This is a genomic window from Tardiphaga sp. 862_B3_N4_1 (assembly GCF_051811085.1).
In the GTDB taxonomy this organism is placed as follows: domain Bacteria; phylum Pseudomonadota; class Alphaproteobacteria; order Rhizobiales; family Xanthobacteraceae; genus Tardiphaga; species Tardiphaga robiniae.
This window is the reverse complement of record NZ_JBPWQB010000001.1, coordinates 605,106-623,476: the sequence shown is the minus strand read 5'-3', so window position 1 is coordinate 623,476 and position 18,371 is coordinate 605,106. Positions and strand designations below refer to the sequence as shown.

At 59.2% G+C, this 18,371-nt stretch carries 17 protein-coding genes, 1 pseudogene and 1 other annotated feature; of the genes and pseudogenes, 16 read left to right on the top strand and 2 right to left on the bottom strand.

The features are described from left to right. The first annotated feature begins 387 nt into the window (after positions 1-387). From AB8B02_RS03005 to AB8B02_RS02980, 6 genes are all read left to right on the top strand, one after another. A complete protein-coding gene (locus AB8B02_RS03005; RefSeq protein ID WP_439063081.1) occupies positions 388-897 on the top strand; it encodes a (2Fe-2S)-binding protein in 510 nt (169 codons plus the stop codon). Continuing rightward, positions 894-1,910 (top strand): FAD binding domain-containing protein, encoded by a 1,017-nt coding sequence (locus tag AB8B02_RS03000; protein WP_439063080.1) that lies wholly within the window; start codon positions 894-896, stop codon positions 1,908-1,910. Before AB8B02_RS03005 ends, AB8B02_RS03000 begins: the two co-directional genes overlap by 4 nt. A 172-nt stretch (positions 1,911-2,082) precedes the next feature. Further along, positions 2,083-4,287 (top strand): xanthine dehydrogenase family protein molybdopterin-binding subunit, encoded by a 2,205-nt coding sequence (locus AB8B02_RS02995; RefSeq protein WP_439064574.1) that lies wholly within the window; start codon positions 2,083-2,085, stop codon positions 4,285-4,287. Between the two features lie 640 nt (positions 4,288-4,927). Continuing rightward, positions 4,928-4,983 (top strand) — a sequence feature (sul1 is cis-regulatory element that is thought to sense ions involved in sulfur or methionine metabolism; They are found in Alphaproteobacteria). 68 nt (positions 4,984-5,051) lie between these two features. Next, positions 5,052-6,542 carry a SulP family inorganic anion transporter gene (locus tag AB8B02_RS02990; RefSeq protein WP_439063079.1) on the top strand — a complete coding sequence of 497 codons (1,491 nt, stop codon included), beginning with the start codon at positions 5,052-5,054 and terminating at the stop codon, positions 6,540-6,542. A 214-nt stretch (positions 6,543-6,756) separates the two neighbouring features. After that, positions 6,757-7,032, top strand: coding sequence for a hypothetical protein (locus AB8B02_RS02985; RefSeq protein WP_439063078.1), 276 nt, complete (start codon positions 6,757-6,759; stop codon positions 7,030-7,032). Positions 7,033-7,989: 957 nt separating this feature from the next. Then, positions 7,990-8,358 (top strand): hypothetical protein, encoded by a 369-nt coding sequence (locus tag AB8B02_RS02980; RefSeq protein WP_439063077.1) that lies wholly within the window; start codon positions 7,990-7,992, stop codon positions 8,356-8,358. Positions 8,359-8,930: 572 nt separating this feature from the next. Here AB8B02_RS02980 and AB8B02_RS02975 read toward each other — a convergent pair. Then, positions 8,931-9,128: a hypothetical protein gene (locus AB8B02_RS02975; protein ID WP_439063076.1), complete on the bottom strand. Its 198-nt coding sequence runs from the start codon at positions 9,126-9,128 to the stop codon at positions 8,931-8,933. A gap of 610 nt (positions 9,129-9,738) precedes the next feature. Here AB8B02_RS02975 and AB8B02_RS02970 point away from each other — a divergent pair. From AB8B02_RS02970 to AB8B02_RS02930, 9 genes and pseudogenes are all read left to right on the top strand, one after another. Beyond that, on the top strand, positions 9,739-9,930 hold the full coding sequence (locus AB8B02_RS02970) for a DUF6894 family protein (protein WP_439063075.1): 192 nt from the start codon (positions 9,739-9,741) through the stop codon (positions 9,928-9,930). A 784-nt stretch (positions 9,931-10,714) separates the two neighbouring features. Continuing rightward, positions 10,715-10,906, top strand: coding sequence for a hypothetical protein (locus AB8B02_RS02965; RefSeq protein WP_439063074.1), 192 nt, complete (start codon positions 10,715-10,717; stop codon positions 10,904-10,906). A 30-nt stretch (positions 10,907-10,936) separates the two neighbouring features. Then, positions 10,937-11,212, top strand: coding sequence for a hypothetical protein (locus AB8B02_RS02960; protein WP_439063073.1), 276 nt, complete (start codon positions 10,937-10,939; stop codon positions 11,210-11,212). A gap of 522 nt (positions 11,213-11,734) precedes the next feature. Beyond that, entirely contained in the window at positions 11,735-12,112 is a 378-nt protein-coding gene (locus AB8B02_RS02955; RefSeq protein WP_439063072.1) for a hypothetical protein, read from the top strand. Between the two features lie 45 nt (positions 12,113-12,157). Further along, on the top strand, positions 12,158-12,607 hold the full coding sequence (locus tag AB8B02_RS02950) for a hypothetical protein (RefSeq protein WP_439063071.1): 450 nt from the start codon (positions 12,158-12,160) through the stop codon (positions 12,605-12,607). Between the two features lie 57 nt (positions 12,608-12,664). Continuing rightward, entirely contained in the window at positions 12,665-13,054 is a 390-nt protein-coding gene (locus AB8B02_RS02945; RefSeq protein WP_439063070.1) for a hypothetical protein, read from the top strand. Positions 13,055-13,070: 16 nt separating this feature from the next. Then, positions 13,071-13,795: pseudogene (locus tag AB8B02_RS02940) on the top strand (SOS response-associated peptidase). Further along, positions 13,792-14,079: a hypothetical protein gene (locus AB8B02_RS02935; protein ID WP_439063069.1), complete on the top strand. Its 288-nt coding sequence runs from the start codon at positions 13,792-13,794 to the stop codon at positions 14,077-14,079. Before AB8B02_RS02940 ends, AB8B02_RS02935 begins: the two are co-directional and overlap by 4 nt. A gap of 629 nt (positions 14,080-14,708) precedes the next feature. Next, positions 14,709-15,101 carry a hypothetical protein gene (locus AB8B02_RS02930; RefSeq protein ID WP_439063068.1) on the top strand — a complete coding sequence of 131 codons (393 nt, stop codon included), beginning with the start codon at positions 14,709-14,711 and terminating at the stop codon, positions 15,099-15,101. Positions 15,102-15,908: 807 nt separating this feature from the next. Here the strand turns inward: AB8B02_RS02930 and chrA are convergent. Next, on the bottom strand, positions 15,909-17,090 hold the full coding sequence (gene chrA / locus AB8B02_RS02925; RefSeq protein WP_439063067.1) for a chromate efflux transporter: 1,182 nt from the start codon (positions 17,088-17,090) through the stop codon (positions 15,909-15,911). A 112-nt stretch (positions 17,091-17,202) separates the two neighbouring features. Between chrA and AB8B02_RS02920 the strand changes: the two genes are divergently transcribed. Then, a complete protein-coding gene (locus AB8B02_RS02920) occupies positions 17,203-18,324 on the top strand; it encodes an acyltransferase family protein (protein ID WP_439063066.1) in 1,122 nt (373 codons plus the stop codon). Positions 18,325-18,371: the final 47 nt, after the last annotated feature.

The window sequence follows — 18,371 nt, the reverse complement described above, 5'->3', positions numbered from 1 at the left end:
TCGAATTCGCGATGCGCGTTAGAGTCGCACATTGTGTTAGCCTTGGCTGCGCGCCCTGGGTAGGGGGTGACGCGCCCACCCGCCCTCACCCGCGGGCTTTTACACCGCGGAGAATTAGGCACTGCTCAAATCCCCAGGCACGTCCCCGATCCGACTCCAAATCCTGGCGCTCGCAACGAGCAGCATGGTGACGGTCCGCCGACCGACGCGACTTGGCGGCGGCGTAACTTGCAAGTGTCAATAACGCTGACCGAAAGCCACAATCTCGGACGGTTGCCTCAAGTAGCTCTTCATGAGACCCTGCGTTATTGGCCGAGCCTTAGAGCCTGGGCTTATGACCCCGGTGCCGGCGATGCGTGACTCTCTTCGACTCGTGCGGGAGTTCAGATGACGCAAAACAACACGGTGGCGCAGACCCGTAACAACATTTCGGTGGCGTTGGTCGTCAACGGCATCGGACAGCAGTTTACCGTTGCGCCTTGGACGACATTGCTTGACGCGCTCCGTGATCATCTCGACCTAACCGGTACGAAAAAGGGTTGCGACCATGGTCAGTGCGGCGCTTGCACGGTGCTGGTTGATGGTCGCCGCGTCAATTCGTGCCTGACGCTCGTGGTCATGAAGGACGGCGCAGAAGTGACCACGATTGAAGGCCTTGCGCCCAGCGTTGGTCTGCATCCGCTGCAACAGGCCTTCATCGACCACGACGCCTTCCAATGCGGGTACTGTACCCCCGGACAGATTTGCTCGGCGGCAGCGCTAATCGCCGAAGGCAAGGCGAAGACCGACGACGAAATCCGCGAGCTAATGAGCGGCAATCTATGCCGCTGTGCCGCCTATCCCAACATTGTTGCAGCGATCAGGCAGGCAATCTCCGTGATGGTTGAAAAGCCATGATCAATTTTCATTATTCGCGCGCAAGCGACGTTGCAGACGCATTGCAGCAGATCAGGGCGGACCCGGCCGCCAAATTTATCGCTGGCGGCACAAACCTGCTCGACCTGATGAAAGAGGATGTCGAGCGCCCGACCCTGCTGATCGACATCACGCGCCTACCGCTCAAGACCGTTGAGGAGACATCTGGCGGCGGTGTCCGGATTGGAGCACTCGTACCCAATAGCGACCTCTCCTACCACCCTCTGATCGAGCAGCGGTACCCGGTCGTTTCCAGCGCTATCCGGGCCGGTGCCTCGCAACAATTGCGCAATATGGCCTCGACCGGTGGGAATTTGCTGCAACGGACGCGCTGCGCCTATTTCTACGATACGGTGACGCCGTGCAACAAGCGGACACCCGGCAGCGGCTGCTCCGCAATCGATGGCATTAATCGGGGGCATGCAATCCTGGGCACAAGCGAGGCCTGCATCGCCACGCACCCGTCCGACATGTGCGTGGCGCTGGTGGCCTTGGAGGCGACGGTTCACGTTGCGGGGCCCAAAGGTGAACGCGCGATTGCCATTGCGGACTTCCACCGGCTCCCCGGCGACACACCGCAGCGCGACACCAATTTGGACCGTGATGAAATCATCACTGCGATTGAACTCCCCGCGCAAGGCTTCGCCAAAAATTACACTTACCTTAAAATACGCGACCGCCTCTCTTACGCCTTCGCGCTTGTGTCAGTCGCGGTCGGACTAGAGATGGATGGCCGCACCATTCGCCAAGCACGACTCGCACTCGGTGGAGTCGCGCACAAGCCGTGGCGGGATTTCGCAGCCGAAGCGGCCTTGAATGGTCAGGTTGCGAGCCCGGAGACTTTTAGGCGCGCCGCCGATGTGCTGCTACGAGACGCCAAGGGCCTTGCCCACAACACCTTCAAGATCGAACTGGCGCGCCAAGCGACAGTACGCGCGCTGACGCAAGCTGCGAATGCCACACCGCAGTCGCAATCGAGCAAGAAGGTCGCGTGAGGGCGCGATGCCCCAATTCACTGCTCCCCGTCCTCCGCGCGAAGGCGACACCAGCCGCCGCAGCGTCCTGCAGGGTGCTGTTGCGCTTGGGGCGCTCGGAACCGGACGAGCCGCAGGCGCGGTGCCTAATTTCGCAGTCGCAGTCGATCACAAGAGCCAAGTGAGCAAGCCAATGACGTCTTACATCGGTACTGCGACCTCTCGAATTGATGGACACGCGAAGGTAACGGGCGGGGCTAAATACGCCGCCGAATTCAACGTGCCTGGCCTTGTCCACGCTTTCGTCGTCGGATCGACCATCGCTAAAGGACGGATCTTGCGTATCGATGCGAGCGAGGCGCTTCGCGTCGAGGGCGTGATCGATGTTCTAACGCACGAAAAACGGCCGCGCATGGCCGACACCGACCAAGCTTACAAAGACGATGTGGCACCGGAGGGCACGCCGTTCCGCCCGCTGTATGACGGCAGGATCCTATTCAACGGACAACCGGTTGCCCTTGTGCTTGCGGAGGGGTGGGAGATTGCGCGCTTAGCCGCCTCACTGGTGCGCGTGGAGTACGAACAGGAAGCACACGTCACGGACCTGCATCGTCAGCGTGAGGCCGCCTTTGCATTGCCTGAACCGGCAAAATCGCGGGGCAATGCAGCAGAAGCCTTTGCCGCGGCCGACATACGCCACCAAGGCGAGTATTTCGTCCCGGTCGAGCATCATAATCCCATGGAACCGTTTGCGTCGACGGTGACATGGGACGGCGGTGGCAAGCTGACGGTCTATGACAAAACCCAAGGCGTGCAGAATGTTCAGCGCTATGTATGCAGCATATTCGACATGAAACCGGACCATGTGCGCGTCGTATCGCCCTTTGTTGGTGGGGCATTCGGCTCAGGACTGCGCCCGCAGTATCAGGTGGTCCTGGCCGTACTGGCGGCCCGCGCGCTGGAGCGCTCCGTCCGTCTTGTTCTGACGCGCCAGCAGATGTACTCGCTCGGCTACCGCCCCGCCATGCTTCAGCGGGTTGAACTGGGCGCGACTACCGGCGGAATACTCAATGCAATCACGCACGATGCGATTACGGTGACGTCGCAATACGAAGATTTCTACCGGAACGAGACCACCTGGTCCGGCTTGCTCTACAAATCCGCCAATGCGCAGTACACCCACAAGCTCGCCCGGCTCGATCTTCCGACATCGTGCGACATGCGCGGTCCGAGCGCTACGACTGGTGTCTATGCACTCGAATCCGCGATGGACGAACTCGCGGTTGCACTTAGCCTTGATCCGCTGGAGCTGCGTCTGCGGTGTTACTCGGATCGCGACCAGAACAACGGTAACGTGCCATTCAGCAGCAAGAACTTGCGCGAATGCTACCGCCAAGGCGCGGAAATGTTTGGCTGGCAAAAGCGCAATCGCGAGCCCCGCTCGATGCGCGACGGCAGTGAGCTGGTCGGCTGGGGCATGGCGACGGGCGTCTGGGAGGCCTTACAGGTGCCGATCACTGTCCGGATTCAGCTGACAGCGAACGGTTACGCTGAGGTGGCATGCGCAACCTCGGATATCGGCACGGGCACCTACACCATCATGGCGCAGGTGGCGGCCGATGCGCTGGGACTGCCGCTCGACAACATTAGTATCAAGCTCGGCGACTCCACACTCCCTCAATCGCCGGTAGAAGGTGGATCATGGATCGCGGCATCGGTGTCGAATGGGATCGTGACGACAAGCAACGCGATCCGCGAGGAGCTACTGCGCCTGGCGAAGAGAGCGCCTGGTTCGCCGTTCGCAAATGCAACAAGCGACGAGGTCGCACTTGCGGACGGCAGGCTCGTAAGTCGGATAGATACGTCGCGCGCGATATCAATCGCGGATGTGATGCGGGTTGGCGCAGTCGACAGCATCGAACAAGAGAAATCCACCAGCTTTCCCAATGACGGAAAGCATGCGCATAACGCGCACTCTGCGCTCTTCGCTGAGGTGAAGGTGGACGAACAGCTCAATGTCATCCGCGTCACCCGTATCGTAAGCGCGGTTGCGGCCGGGCGAATCTTGAACCCCAAGACTGCGCACAGCCAGGTCATGGGCGGCGTGGTGTGGGGTATTGGAATGGCGCTGCACGAGGAGACGCTGATCGATCATAAATTCGGCCGCATCATGAATGCCAATATCGCCGAATACCATATACCGGTAAACGCCGACGTTCACGACATCAAGGTGATCTTCGTCGAGGAGCAGGATAACATTGTTAATCCGCTCGGCATCAAGGGTTTGGGTGAGATTGGTCTCGTCGGCGTCGCCGCGGCGATAGCCAACGCGATTTACCATGCGACCGGAAAACGAGTGCGCGAACTGCCGATTACATTAGATAAGTTGCAGCGCTGATCCCTGTGGAACTCGATTCAGAAAAAGCTGCTCCGGCTTCTCACCGGCGGTCTCTTCGTTGCGGTGGTGATTTTCATCGTCGGAGCTAGCGCCCTTGATGCTGCGTCAACCTTGTGAGAAGCAGACATGCGCGCGGGCAAAGTCACTTTGATCGGAGCATTGGTAGCCATTCTCGGTGCCGCTGGATGGTACGCTTACCAAGGTCTCATTGTGCCTGGTGAGCCCATGCTCGCGATGGTTACATTGCACTGACGATCGGCGCGGTTCTTTCCGTTATCGTCGGCGCCGGCTTGATGGCCCTGCTCTTCTTCAGTAGTCGGCGTGGTTACGATGAACCCCCGACTTTCAAGGATGAAGGTTAGACCTGGCGCACGCTGAGGTTACGCTATCGAGCGGCTGCCGACGAGATAGACACGTTGATTGCCACGAGCCGTTGTCGGTTTCTGGAACCTAACCCGGTCGGAGAGGTGGCGTCGGCTTCGCCCACGAAGGAATCGAACAGATTTATCGGGCATAGCTTCAGCGCAGCTGAACAGAGTACGCTTAGCCCGTAGCACCAGAGGCAAGCGTTGCCGCTGTATGATCGCGATCTTCGCTCGCTTGCCTTAGTTATTGTATGTCGCTAGTAGTTTGTCATCGCTCTGGACCCGGTGAAACCCCGGGTGGCTCTTCCGGCCGCCGATCCGCCGGACCACGCACGCCGGCCCGACAGTCGTCCATCGCATCCTGCGGTGCACTGTTAGGCGCCACTGCGGAAACTATCCATGAAATCCTCGTTCTTTCCCCGCTACCACTCCGAGTGGGTTGGCGGCGCCATCAGCATTCGCGGCGACGTTCTCGCCGGCATGGTCGGCACCTTTGCTTTGATCCCCGAAGTCATCGCGTTCTCCTTCGTCGCCGGCGTCGATCCGGAGGTCGGATTGTTTGCGTCCTTCGTTATTGGCATCGTCATCGCCTTCGCCGGGGGGCGCCCGGCGATGATATCCGGTGCCGCAGGTTCAGTGGCGCTTGTCGCCGCGGCGTTGGTGGGCAGCCATGGCTTAAAATACCTGCTGGCGGCCACGCTGCTCGCCGGGCTGCTTCAGATCGTGTTCGGCCTGCTCAAACTCAACGTGTTAATGCGCTTTGTGTCGCGCTCTGTGCGCACCGGCTTCGTCAATGCGCTGGCGATCCTGATTTTCTCGGCGCAGGTGCCTCAGATGCTCGGTGTCACCTGGCACACCTATGCGATGATCGGGCTCGGCCTCGCCATCATCTATCTGGTGCCGCGCCTGACCACCGCCATTCCCTCGCCGCTGATCTGCATCGTCGTGCTGACGGTGGTTGCCGTCGCCTTCCCGATGCCGGTCCACAGCGTCGCCGATCTCGGCCGCCTGCCGAATGCGCTGCCCACCTTCAGCTTCCCGGGCGTACCGCTGACATGGGCAACGCTCAGCATCATCGCGCCCTATGCACTGGCAATGGCCGCGGTGGGGCTGCTGGAGTCTATGATGACCGCCAGCGTCGTCGACGACTTGACGGAGACCACCAGTTCCAAGGCCCGCGAATGCACAGGGCTTGGCCTTGCCAACATAGCTGCCGGCCTGTTCGGCGGCATCGCCGGCTGCGGCATGATCGGCCAGACCGTCGGCAATGTGCGCTATGGCGGCCGCGGCCGGCTGTCGACGCTGGTGGCCGGTGTCTTCCTGCTGATCGTCATGGTGCCACTGCGGCCGTGGGTGGCGCAGGTACCCGTCGCCGCACTCGTGGCGATCATGATCATGGTCTCGATCAGCACTTTCTCCTGGGGCTCGATCCGTGACCTTGCCCGCCATCCAAAGGTCTCGGGCATCGTCATGCTGGCCACTGTCGCGGTGACGGTGGCGACCCACGATCTAGCGATAGGCGTGGGCTTTGGCGTGCTGCTCAGCGGCGTGTTCTTCGCCTTCAAGGTGACCCGGTTGATGGAAGTGCAGATCAGCCATGACGCTGCGGCGGACACCCGAATTTACACCGTATCAGGCCAGATCTTCTTCGCCAGCGCCGACATCTTTGCCGATCACTTCGACCTGCGCGACACTGTCCGCGCCGTCCGCATCGACCTGACCGCGGCTCACCTTTGGGACATCACCTCCGTCGCCGCGCTCGATGAAGTCGTCGGCAAGATGCGGCGGCACGGTATAGCGGTCGAGATAATCGGCCTGAACCAGGCGAGCGCCGTGCTAGTGGATCGCCACGCGCCGCTGGTGCGAAACACCGCTGCATCATCTGGATGAGTGCACTTTCTAGATCCTTTAGACGCTCACGGTCCTAACCCAATGCTACGCGCAAGCCTGCGGGTTCTCGATGACGGCGGCAAAGCGATTGCGGAAATTTCGCTGAACCGGCCGATGCATTAAACACAAGTGATCGTTGTAATCCGCCCGTGACGCCCTCCCCGCCATCGGGTAAAAATGGCGGGATGCATCAAACTCGTATGAAATGCCGCCGATGTTGAAGCAGAATGTGCTAGTCGCTCTCGGTATCTGCTGTACTGGCTTTATGCTGTGGTTTGGCCTGTCTCAACTGACGAATTTGTTCTCAACGGGCCAGTTGTTCGGTCGATCTCACGGTTCAGCGGGGCCGAGCCAATTCCGTATGATCACTTACGACAGCGATCCACTTAATTTCTTGGCTGCTCTCGGCACGGCCGCGGTAATGACCGTGTTCGGACTGTACCTGGGCGTCAAGCTGCTGCTGCGGATCCGGCAATGGTGGGGACGCTAGTGGAGAGTACCTTCCTCCTGACCAATCCCTCGTGACGCCCTCTGCGCCACCAGGTAAATGGAATATGGTTTCCGAACTCCGTGGCTTACTTTGAATCGGCGAGTGGCCTATGGAATGGCTGGATATCAACGCTTTAGTTGCCCCGCTTCTGGCTCGTATCCGCCGTTGGTTGCACGAAAGGCCAAGCCGCTAATTCTCTGAACTCACTGGGGTAGGCAAGCAGGGACGCCTCGCATTGATGGTCGTTGCAGTGAGCTTGCTCTGCGCCCCGGCAATCTGGTTCTTCGCTAAATAACGGTGGCCTGTTTTGAAATTGCGATCGGCCTATTTCGGCCAGTACCAATTGAGGCGGCCGCTCAGATACTACCTACTGCCCAATAAAACAGTAGGAGGACCAAAACGACGAATGTTGTAATCAGCCCGGCTATGCCGAACGAGAGAAGGACTCGGTTAGAGCCTGTCTTCCATTGTGCTGCAACGCCAATTCTCGCCTGGCGCGATCTACCAACTAGAAAGCGATTAGGTCGCAGCTATTCGCATATCAGCTTTGACGACATCCTGGGTGCCTCGAGCGCGAATCTGAATTACTCGATCTTTAAAATCCACGTTGCTAAGCTGGGCGGTTCCCACGCTGGGAGCCTTCCATGTCTGGCGTTTCGCGCCGCGCGCAACTCATTCTGCTAAAAAACGATTTGCACGTTTTGCGCGGTCGAGCCGAACGGCTGGACTTGCCCGAACTGGTCTCGCTCTTATCGGAAGCGGTAGCGGTTCTTTCCAGTCAACCAGAATTAGAGAAGTCTGAGCGACCGCCCGCTTGACCTTCTCGCCATGGCTCGGCACCTGACCCTAGCGGCCACGAATGCCGATGGGGGCATTTTTTCGCTGATCCGCTACATTCAATCCTGACCGTTGCAGCGCGAGGCCGGAACCTCCATTCGCGCTCACGGTTTGCTCCGGATGCAGATCAAACAGTCACTCGTCGTCGCAGCTCTTATCGTCGCCGGTTCCAGCGCTGCCTTCGCCCAGGCGCCGCCGACGCCTGCCACACCTCCCGCACAGACCGCGCCACCGGCGGCCGAGCGCACAAGTGCTAATTGTGCGGCGATACAAACGACCCCGGAGGGAACGATTGCTCCCAGCGGGACGACAACGGGACAGAGCCCGGAACCGAGGGATAAACTTGCGAAATCCGATGGCGTTCTGTGCCCGCCGAGCAATGTCGATCCCGCGATGCGGGCACGCACGCCGAATTCAGATAGCAGCAATACGCCGGTGATTCCGCCGCCCGGGAGTCCCGGTGGCGATCAAAGCGTTCGACCGAAGTAAGCCTTACGAGTTCGTCAGGCGCGCGCACGCGCGCCATCGGGTAAAATGGCGGGATGCCAGACTTCCGCCGGGGCAGTTCGCACCAAGAGCGAGCTCCGCCGCCAAACAGCGAAATTTCACTCTTGTTCCGCTGACCGCGCCTCCGTGCACTATTTTACTCCCTCCGAGCTTGTTAGCTTTTGTCAGCCAGTCGACATAGAGCGGCAAGCGAGGAGATGGGATGGAAAATCCGGTGCCATGCCCACAATGTGGGGTGGGAAGATCTTTCGTGGGCTTTGAAAAGCGGGTTCGCGGCGCGGACGACATCAGGATTTTTCACTGCGAGAAATGCGAGACGACCGAGAAACTACGCGTCCTCAAAAAGAGCTGGGAGACGGTAGAGCGCACCGAGAATCATCCGTGAGACAAAAGGACACGCGTCCAAATGCTCGAACGGAGGAGATGATCTGAAGCGCTTCATCGTACTTCGACTGGCGGAGCACATAGCGCAGTGCAATGATGCCGAGTGCGACAATCATCAAGCGCAATGCGCGTTACGATCGCGAAGCCTGCACGTAGGCATTGTGGATGAGCTAATGCATTTGCCGCTTCAGCGGAATTTCCAAAAGCACTTCGCCATCATCATCGAAAACTTTGAGGATCGATCCCGGCTTGAAATCCCAAAAGGAAATTTCGCGAGCCATGCGTTGCGCAAACGCGATCGCGGCATCATTGCTCTCGAATTCTGCTTCGGCTTTTTCGGCGCCGAGCCGGAAGATGTGCATCGGCATCGTCCGTCCTCTCGCGAGACTGCCACCTCTTCGGTATCGATGAAGCGGCAAGCAACGACACTGCTCCAGGAGCCGCAGAATAATAATTATGCGGGCGCCACATGGTCTGTTCGGCAACGGACTCTGAGTGGAGATTTTCTATCGTTCAGGGGGTTTCGGGGACCCGCGTCGCTCGCCGCCCAGCTGCCCATCTCGTCTGCTCCATCGTGACCGGCCCAGACTACTGTTCCCGATGACCTGGCTCGTCAACTGCCGCCACCCCTGCCACTAACCCTGTGGCCGCCGGGGCTTTCAAGAAACTCGTTGGCTTTGCCAATCTACACATTTTTGCCCAAAACCGGGTGAGCGGGCAGACAACCCCGTCGAGACGCGATATAACTGCAAAGCAGATCTGACACATCCGCCATCGGCTCTTCATTGAGAGCTTGTGCCCTCACTGCGATGCAGCACAAGCGCGGCCAGATTCACATCAGTGATGTGGACCTCGTGAAAGCCTGGGCCTGCGAATGTGAGGAGGACCTCAGAATGCATCATAAGCACATTTTTGATCCGTCCCCGTCCGAAAATTTTTAGCGACGTCGGCCAGATCAGGCGAGCTGATTGAGATTTCGTGCCCCGCTATCTCCTTCACATCGAATATCTCGATGAGACAATCATCGACGAGGATGGCGCCGAGTTCGCCAGCCTGGACCTCGCGCGCTCCGAAGCCGCGGTGGCACTGCGCGAGCTGTTCGCTGCCGCGATTTTGGTCGAAGGCAAACCGGTCCCCCCGCTCCATATCGATCTGCAACGAGACGACTGAGCGTCTTGCCCGTATCAACCTGGAGACGATTCTTCCCGCAGGAATAAAGACCGCTTGGTAGCGCCACCACATCAGAGTCGGAAAACGGACAGACCAGTTATCGACAACGTGCGAATTTCACTTTCCCCAATGCGGGAGTGAAAAAATGGTAGAGCGACGTCTGACCAATCAGGATGCGATCATAATCGGCGAAGTCGCGGAGCAGGACGCACCGAACAACGACATGCCTCTTTCGGACGAGCCCGACTCACTGGTTCGGCGACAAGCCGCCGAATTACTGCGCCGAGCGAGGCGACTGCCCGTAGGGCCAGACCGCAATGATTTAAGGCAGGTTGCAATTGGCTTGCTATGGCTTGACAAAAAGGGGCTTGCCTCAAAGGTGCTTCGCCGAGCTCAAGTGCTTCCGGATTAAAGATGCCGCATCCCTTGCGACGGGCACGCGCCTCGTCCGCGCCGTGCAAAATGGCAGCAGGCAAGATTCCGAGCATGCTAGCGCGAACGCAGAGCGCAGCCCCTTGGCCAACTCCAGCCTCTGACCAATACCGCGAGATCAACTAGCCGAGTGGTGCCATGGCAAGACGCCCGATTAACAAGACCTGGACGCCGGAAGACATCGCGCGACTGATCGGACTCGCCGAGAGCGGCGCGACAGTTCTGCGCGCAGCTGCCGCCCTTAGGCGGCCTGCAACGGCGGTTCAAAACAAAGCCCGCCAACTCGGAAAGCCGCTAATAGGCATTCGGGCATCCAAGGCGGCAATTCGAGCCGACATCGAGGCCAAGTAGCATGCAGGATGTCAAACAAAGATTGGAAAGACTGCGCGTTGATGCTGAGGACTGCCAGCTCATCAGCAAGCTCGCCACGAACCCGGCGAAACGATTGGCGTTTGAGGCCCTCGCCGAGCAATATGAAAAAATGGCGCGCGACTTTGAGGCCCTCATCGCGTCGGGCGATATCCCCGGTGACTTAGGGATCTGACCAAGGCGGACAGCGGAGCTTCCCTGAGCCATGACCACATTCATCTTCACGCTCACCCCTGCCGCGTCTTCGGCCGCTGTCGAACGGGTCATTGCAGAGTTGGACGCCGCCTTCCCTCAACACGAGTTTCTTGCCGGAAATCCGGACAGCAGCGGCTTCGAGAACACCATCCTAGCGTTGCATGGTAGCGCCGGCAGCGGTGATCTACCCGGTGAAATCGTACTGCCGAACTTGGCGCAGGTTTCGGAAGTAAAAATGGCCTTCGACCAAATCATTGAAGGTCTGAAGGGTTGGAAGCCGTCATAGGAGACGCTCTGCGCCCTGGCCGAAAGAGCGAAGTGAACCACTTAGCGTCAGTTCATTACACCGCTTTGAGGTCAGGTGGCCCCTTGCTGCCAAGCGCCAGCGCCGCCGGATCTTTCCCATCATCCGGCGATCGGCTTCGCTCGCCAAATCTCCAACCGCTGCTCAGCTTCATCGGCTTGTGCAGTCGTCTGGGCGTCTCGAAGCAGATGAGATATTTTCCATCCCTCGATGTTTCCATGCCTGCTGGTAGAGGATCGCCTTAGATCGGTGGCAACGCCACTGAGCCTAATCTTTCGATTTATGTCGATTGGATTTGAGGCGTTCATTGTTGGCCGCTCCGATGTCGGCTTACAACAACCGCCTCAACGCCCAAAGGTTGCATAGCTCGATTTGACCTACTAAAACTAGTGCCTCCGCGCCAGCGACGGTTCCCTAGGCCGGAAGTTCAACCTCAGCGGACTCGACTTTTGTTCTTCTTATGTTCTAATTCAGGGCATGAGTGACAGACCCGCAAGCTGGCGCATGCCGACGCCCAAACAGATGGAAAAGCTGGCGTCCAAGCCGAGCCGCGTACCCGAGCCGCCTATTCCGGTGCCCGGGCCTGCGGACGATCTGCCGGAGGCGTATTGGGATTCCATCGTTAGGGATCCGCGCGGTCAGATCCGCACCGGCGTTCCAGTCCAACAGCGCCGCCTCTCAGAAATTCCCCGGCACGTCCTGCGAGTATCCTGCCGCCGCTGTGATCGGATCGTTGAACTCCGAACCGTCGATGCTGTGCGTCTCTACGGAGCTCATGCGATCTGGAAGGACGTCGGCATGAAGCTGCTCGACGACGGCTGCCAAGAACGCACAGGACGCCTTGAGGAGGATGGCTGCTGGCCGTCCTTTGAGACGACGTAGCGTTTTTTTGATTTTGCATTTTGACCGTCACGCTTGGACGCCCATATGGCTCCGAAATATCACCCCACGCCCCTATCTGGCGGCGACCGTAAGGCCCTCAATAAAGAGCTGACAAAGGCGCGCGGCGTGACGCTGATGCTTGCCCGCCAGTCGGAGGAGTTGCGCGCGAAGGGTGAGGCGCTGATCCGGGAAGCCGATCGGCTGTCCTGCGAAAGTTGGAACGAACGCATGTGGGCGGATGGTGAGCCGATCGACCCGTCACCGACAGTCGATCAGGCGCTGAATGGCGGCTTTCTGTGGCTCGAGATTGAATGCTCAAGATGTCGGATTAAACGCGACGTCAGCTTGGCTGAACTCCCGCATGTGGACACGACCTGCATCCACGATCTCGCCACTCGCCTGCGCTGTGAGCGATGTGCAAAAGCAAAAAAGCGCCCTATGGCGACATTGCTGCAGTTGGCACTTGGGAGACGGCACGCTCCGGGAGGGTCATGATGCCCGAACTCACCCGTCAACGCACCAGCGACCGACATGAGACATGGACAATCCGCTATGGCGATGTGGACGTCGGCACCATCGCACAGGAAGACTGGGATCCGAACCCGGAGCGATCTGGCGCCTGGCAATGGTCTTGCGGCTTTTACCCGCTCCATCGCGATCAATGTTTCAGAGGCGTCGCCACGGGACTTCGAAACGGCGCGAGCCGCCTTCGATGCCGCTTGGAACGTGTTTCTGCCGAAGCGCACCGAAGCCGAGTTCGAGGCCTCGCGCCGCGCGAAACAGTGGACTGCCAACAAATACGCGCTATGGGATGCCGGCTATACTGAGCAAATCCGGCGCGGCGAGATCCACTGCCCGTGCGGCAAGACATTTAACCCACGATTCCACGAACAGACGATGGCGTATATCAGCCACATCACCGGGCGAGCACCGGGCACGTAATCGACAGGAACGCTGCATGTGCAATTTGTATTCGATGACGAAGAACCAGGACACCATCCGCCAGCTGTTCGCCTTCGACATTGATAGCACCGGAAACTTGCCTGCGATGCCCGGCATCTTTCCCGACTATCCAGCCCCGATCGTGCGCAACAAGGCCGACGCGACCGAACTGACGCTCGCGCGCTGGGGGATGCCCTCCTCGCAATTTGCCCAGATGCAGGCTGCCAAGAAGCGCGCAGCAAAACTTACTGACAAGGGCCATCAGATCGACTTCAAGGAACTGCTGCGGATGGAGCCTGACAGTGGCACTACGAACATCCGCAATCTCGACAGCAAGCATTGGAGACGCTGGCTCGCTGTCGAGTCACGGTGCCTTGTACCGTTCACATCCTTTAGCGAATTCAACAAAGCTGAGGGTGGCGATATCTGGTTTGCGTTGGATGAGACACGCGCCCTCTGGCATTCTTCGCGGGAATCTGGACGAACTGGACATCGGTCCGGAAGATCAAAGAGGGTGAAACCACCAACGATCTCTTCGCCTTCCTGACCACCGAGCCGAACGCCGAGGTCGGCGCAATCCATCCCAAAGCGATACCCGTTATCCTGACGACCCCTAACGATCTGCAAGCCTGGATGACGGCGCCAGCCGACGAGGCGATGAGGCTGCAGCGCCCCCTCCCGGACGGCGCACTCAAAATCGTCTCCCGCGGCACCAAGAAAGACGAAGCTACTGCTCCATGACGAAGTACGTTGAAGACAGACGCCCCTACGCCAAACCTGAAGCCCCAGCAGCCCGACTGCTTGAGATCGCCAAGACGCTCCGTATCGACGAAGGCCGGATGTCCATCGGGGAATGGAACGGCACGTTCCTGCGCGGCGGCACCGCGAACGTCGAGGAATACACCGCTGGCCGTGACAAGCTGATCTCCGACGGCATCATCGAGATGCACGAGTGCGGCGGGTTCATCATGTGGAAGTCAGAGGCGCCGGACGGCGAGCTCCCGGGAACCCAACCAATACCTTGAGAGTTTTAACGATACTCTGTGCCCGCCGTGCAACGGCTCTAGTACGAGTACCGTCCATGCGACGCATCCGAACCCTACCCTGTCCAAATTGCGGAGCCGCCTCTTATTGGATCAGATGCTCCCTCCCCGAAAACGGCTTCGTTGCGCATTCCTACGAGTGCCCTAAGTGCAGCTTCATCCATGCTGCTGTTGAGCCAGATCCCGCGATCCGAACCGCAGGTTGGTTGAACGGCGAACTGCGACCGCCGGAGAATTAGCCGTGGTCAGGCGCCTCCTTGCGAAACGATGGGACACGGAAGACGTCGCCAAGCTGAAAGACCTAGCCAATAGCGGAGCGTCTGCCCTGCGTGCCGCAGCAGCCCTCAGGCGACCTGTTCTGGCAGTAAAACGGAAGGCCCACGACCTTGGCATTCCATTGGCCAGCGTCCGCAAGCTAAGAGCGGAGTTGCGGCGTGACGAGGAACGTCGACGCCGATAGGCGACTGAGACCTTTGCGAAAATTCGAACAGTCACGAATGCGCCGACGATGACGAGGCCAGGGATCACGCAGCATCATTCCGCGCTGGGTCCGGAACGAATCACGCACACCAGCTTTGAATCCGAGTGATCAGTTGCATCGGGAGCCACCTATGGGTCAGGCTTGGACACCGTTGATCGCGCCAGATGGTTTCGATGAAACCGTCTACCTAGTGGTGGACTGCTTCGGCCGCCGGGGTTGTGTCTGGCGCGAAGCCGACATTCAGCACACCAATCTGGAAGCCGTCATTACCGACCTCATGGCCGGTCAGTATAGTGATCCGCTGCATGTAATAGCGCTCAACACTACAGAAGGCTGGGCCCGCGATGTCTCGGTTGATGTCGCTCGAGAGATCCAGGAACGCGTCGGTCTCGCCTATGAGGATATACCGTCGTGTCTTGAGGAATTCGTTAGCTACTACGTGCGCCGCGCCACCAACGTTCCGAAATGCGGACGTGAGCCCGCGGTGCTGCCTCATCACGCCAAGCTGGTGAGGGATCGATGAATACGCCTGACGTCGATACTGCATTACGTGCGCTTGAAGATGCCAGGCGTATTCTTGAGCAGTACATCAATCCCGGCCCACGAGATCCGGAGGGCACGCTGGAGCGCGATCATCACGCCGCGCGGGAAAGCGGCAACCGACGCCCTCGATGCCGCACGCGAGGAGATGGCCCTCGCCATGTTCCGCGATTGGCGGCGCAGGGATTTTGACGACCTCGCCCGGCTGATGAGGATGCCAATACCATGACCGATTAGAGACCTGATTGCACCGTCGAACTCGTCTGCCAGCCGCAAGGAAGCCATCGAGCCAGTCTTGGTCGAACCGCCATTCGCGCGTTTGCTACGGCCCCTACCCCCAAGCAATTCATGGCTTTGATGAGCGCGTGAGTATCGCGTCTCTCAAGCGCATCTTCATCGCCGACAGGTGTTGGCGTTGAGCTTGCCACACTTGCATAAGTCACAGGCAGAAAAGACGACGTCCGCCAACTTTCGTAGAGGCATATCGTCATAATGTATGTTATGCGACTCTGAAAAAGTTGTAGCCAAGCCGCCACGCACCGCCTCAGATGTCGTGAAGGTCGACGAGCCTCAGCTTAAGGCCATGTTCGAGACGTCGGCAGAAGTTTTAGGCGGTTTGAGCAAAGCGTTTGACGACTATGAGCGTAAGAACGAAGCCGCATGGAAGTGATTGACCTGCCGTTCTAGTCCGACCGTCTATGATGATCGCGCCCTGTTAACGTTGCGCGGTGTAGGCAGCTTGCGTTTTCGGTCTGGCTATTACGTGACTTCTGTCGGTTCATTCTTGGCGCTATGCGGGAAGAAGCTGACCTGCTACCCCGCAAAGCACGACTACGAGCCATGGTGGCGTCTTCCAGCCGAATAGCAGCACGAATGCGGCCAGGCAGAGAGCATAGTCTAAGCGGTTGGTGATGCCCGCCGTCCACACCGGGTCGTAGAAGGCAGCGAGCAACAATCCAACCACCGCGGCGTTGACGCCAGCCAGCGCCGCCTGAGCCCCTGTCTTCTGGCGTAGACCGTCCCAGAACGGAAGCACGCCTATGACCAGGAGGAAGGAGGGCAGAAAGATGCCAGCTAAGCAGGCCAGTGCGATTTGCCATCCGCCGATGACCGTGCCCAAGTAAGCGGCGAATGTGAATAGAGGACCGGGAACGGCTTGCGTGGCACCGTAGCCCGCAAGGAAGGCGTCATTGCTGACCCACGTCGGCACAACTTCAGCCTTGAGAAGCGGAAGCACGACGTGGCCACCACCGAAGACGAACGAGCTCACGCGATAGAAAGTGTCGAATAGCTTCAGGACGGCGTTGTCGGTCGCAGCTGCGAGAACAGGCAAGCCTGCCAGTAGTGCGACAAATACGATCAGCGCAGCGACACCCGCTGCTCGGCTGACGGGAAGTGGCAACACGGTCTCATCGGTTGGCCGAGCGCCCTTGATGCAGAACAGCCCAACCACACCGCCAAGCACGATACCCCCGATCTGCCCTAATGCAGTGGGCACGATGATCGCGACGGCCATAGCGACGATGGCAACTGTCGCTCGGACGCGATCCGGGGTCAGCGTTCGTGCCATGCCAAGGATAGCCATCGCGACTACCGCGACAGCAGCCACCTTCAACCCATGAAGCCACCCGCCGCCCCAGTCGCTCCCGACTGCAGCCAGACCATAAGCAAAGAGGATGAGTGCAAGGGCAGATGGCAGCGTGAATGCGGCCCACGCAGCAAGCGCACCGACGTAGCCAGCACGTGATAGACCGATGGCGATCCCGACTTGGCTCGAAGCAGGCCCCGGCAAGAATTGGCAGAGGCCCACCAGGTCAGCGTAGCTGTTCTCGCTAAGCCACTTCCGGCGCTCAACGAATTCGGAACGGAAATAGCCCAAGTGCGCCACAGGACCGCCGAACGATGTTAGCCCAAGCTTGAGGAAGACGAGGAAGACCTCAACTGCGCTACCTTTGGCCACTGTATCGGTCATTTGCTCCAGCCCACACTATGCCCCTGCTGCCACTGCCAATGAAGGCGGGCCGGTAAGCACTTCTTCACCTTGCAAGCGATACCCTGCCCGTTCCCAGCCGGACGGTGAGATCATGTTGGCAAGCGACAGACAAGGGGCTTCGCGGGTGCAAGCGCTCGACTTGCTTCGCCTCATAGCCGTGGCGGCAGTGGTGCTCTACCATTACGGGTTCTGGGGGCCATCCTCCCATGACGTGCCGCGGGTCGCGCTTCCATGGATGGCGAGCTTCGCGCAGTACGGCTTCCTCGGTGTCCCCGTATTCTTCATCATCAGTGGCTTCGTGATCGCCTATTCAGCGGAGGGTCGGACAGCCACCGGGTTTGCCATCGCCCGCTTCAGTCGCATCTACCCGACGTTTCTGTTCTGCATGACGCTGACATTCCTTGCTATCTTGACGCTGGGGCCGCCACACTTCGACACCTCGTTTGCCCAGTGGTGCGCCAACCTCTTCGTTGCGGCTCCTGCGCTTGGTCATTCTTACATGGACGGGGCCTACTGGTCGTTGGTCATTGAGCTGTCATTTTATGCCTGGGTGGCTGTTCTCATGGCAGCGAAGGTCTTCCCGCGTCGTCTTGATCACATTATCCTGATCTGGCTCGGCATTACATTTGCGAACGAACTGACAATCGATGCCCCTCTCTTCGAGAAGCTCTTTCTCGCCGATGATAGTGGCTTCTTCGCTGTGGGCCTTGTGATCTACGAGTTCTTCCGAGGTCGCCGCGATCCCAAGCTCTACGCCGTGCTCGCGCTGTCGGTCGGCACCGCAGTGTTCCAGTCCCTGCATAAGCTGATCCGGCTTAGTCCCCACACGGGCGGCACGTTCGACCACGCTGTGGTGGTTGCGATCTGCCTTGCATCCATTGCCATCATCTTCGCTGCAACCCGCCTTCGGCGCGTTCCTCTGCCGGCAGGCTTGGTCGTGGCCATCGGCGGACTAACGTATCCGCTCTACCTTCTCCACATGCAATTGGGCTACGTCTTCCTGATGAGGTTCTCTTCCACCGACGCGGTATGGGCAGTTTCCATAATCATTTCTGGCCTTGTGCTTCTCTCCTGGATCGTCTGGCGCTTCATCGAACGGCCTGCTCACCGTTGGGCGAAAGACGCGCTCATGGCGCAGGCGATAAGACGGGGCTTGGTAGTCACAGTCGCTAGGATCCCGGAGGCGACAGCTATTGAGCGATCGCCGGCATAGGCCGCGCACGCCGTGGCGGGAGATGCGTTTCGACGACCGTACTGCCC

Bases quoted from the DNA above. Each gene is read 5' to 3' on its own strand.
- AB8B02_RS02985 (WP_439063078.1), top strand. From the start codon at position 6,757: ATGTTGAAGCAGAATGTGCTAGTCGCTCTCGGTATCTGCTGTACTGGC.
- AB8B02_RS03005 (WP_439063081.1), top strand. From the start codon at position 388: ATGACGCAAAACAACACGGTGGCGCAGACCCGTAACAACATTTCGGTG.
- AB8B02_RS02990 (WP_439063079.1), top strand. From the start codon at position 5,052: ATGAAATCCTCGTTCTTTCCCCGCTACCACTCCGAGTGGGTTGGCGGC.
- AB8B02_RS02930 (WP_439063068.1), top strand. From the start codon at position 14,709: ATGGGTCAGGCTTGGACACCGTTGATCGCGCCAGATGGTTTCGATGAA.
- AB8B02_RS02980 (WP_439063077.1), top strand. From the start codon at position 7,990: ATGCAGATCAAACAGTCACTCGTCGTCGCAGCTCTTATCGTCGCCGGT.
- AB8B02_RS03000 (WP_439063080.1), top strand. From the start codon at position 894: ATGATCAATTTTCATTATTCGCGCGCAAGCGACGTTGCAGACGCATTG.
- AB8B02_RS02965 (WP_439063074.1), top strand. From the start codon at position 10,715: ATGCAGGATGTCAAACAAAGATTGGAAAGACTGCGCGTTGATGCTGAG.
- AB8B02_RS02975 (WP_439063076.1), bottom strand. From the start codon at position 9,128: ATGCCGATGCACATCTTCCGGCTCGGCGCCGAAAAAGCCGAAGCAGAA.
- AB8B02_RS02935 (WP_439063069.1), top strand. From the start codon at position 13,792: ATGACGAAGTACGTTGAAGACAGACGCCCCTACGCCAAACCTGAAGCC.
- AB8B02_RS02945 (WP_439063070.1), top strand. From the start codon at position 12,665: ATGGCGATGTGGACGTCGGCACCATCGCACAGGAAGACTGGGATCCGA.
- AB8B02_RS02955 (WP_439063072.1), top strand. From the start codon at position 11,735: ATGCCGACGCCCAAACAGATGGAAAAGCTGGCGTCCAAGCCGAGCCGC.
- AB8B02_RS02995 (WP_439064574.1), top strand. From the start codon at position 2,083: ATGACGTCTTACATCGGTACTGCGACCTCTCGAATTGATGGACACGCG.
- AB8B02_RS02960 (WP_439063073.1), top strand. From the start codon at position 10,937: ATGACCACATTCATCTTCACGCTCACCCCTGCCGCGTCTTCGGCCGCT.
- AB8B02_RS02950 (WP_439063071.1), top strand. From the start codon at position 12,158: ATGGCTCCGAAATATCACCCCACGCCCCTATCTGGCGGCGACCGTAAG.
- AB8B02_RS02920 (WP_439063066.1), top strand. From the start codon at position 17,203: ATGTTGGCAAGCGACAGACAAGGGGCTTCGCGGGTGCAAGCGCTCGAC.
- chrA (WP_439063067.1), bottom strand. From the start codon at position 17,090: ATGACCGATACAGTGGCCAAAGGTAGCGCAGTTGAGGTCTTCCTCGTC.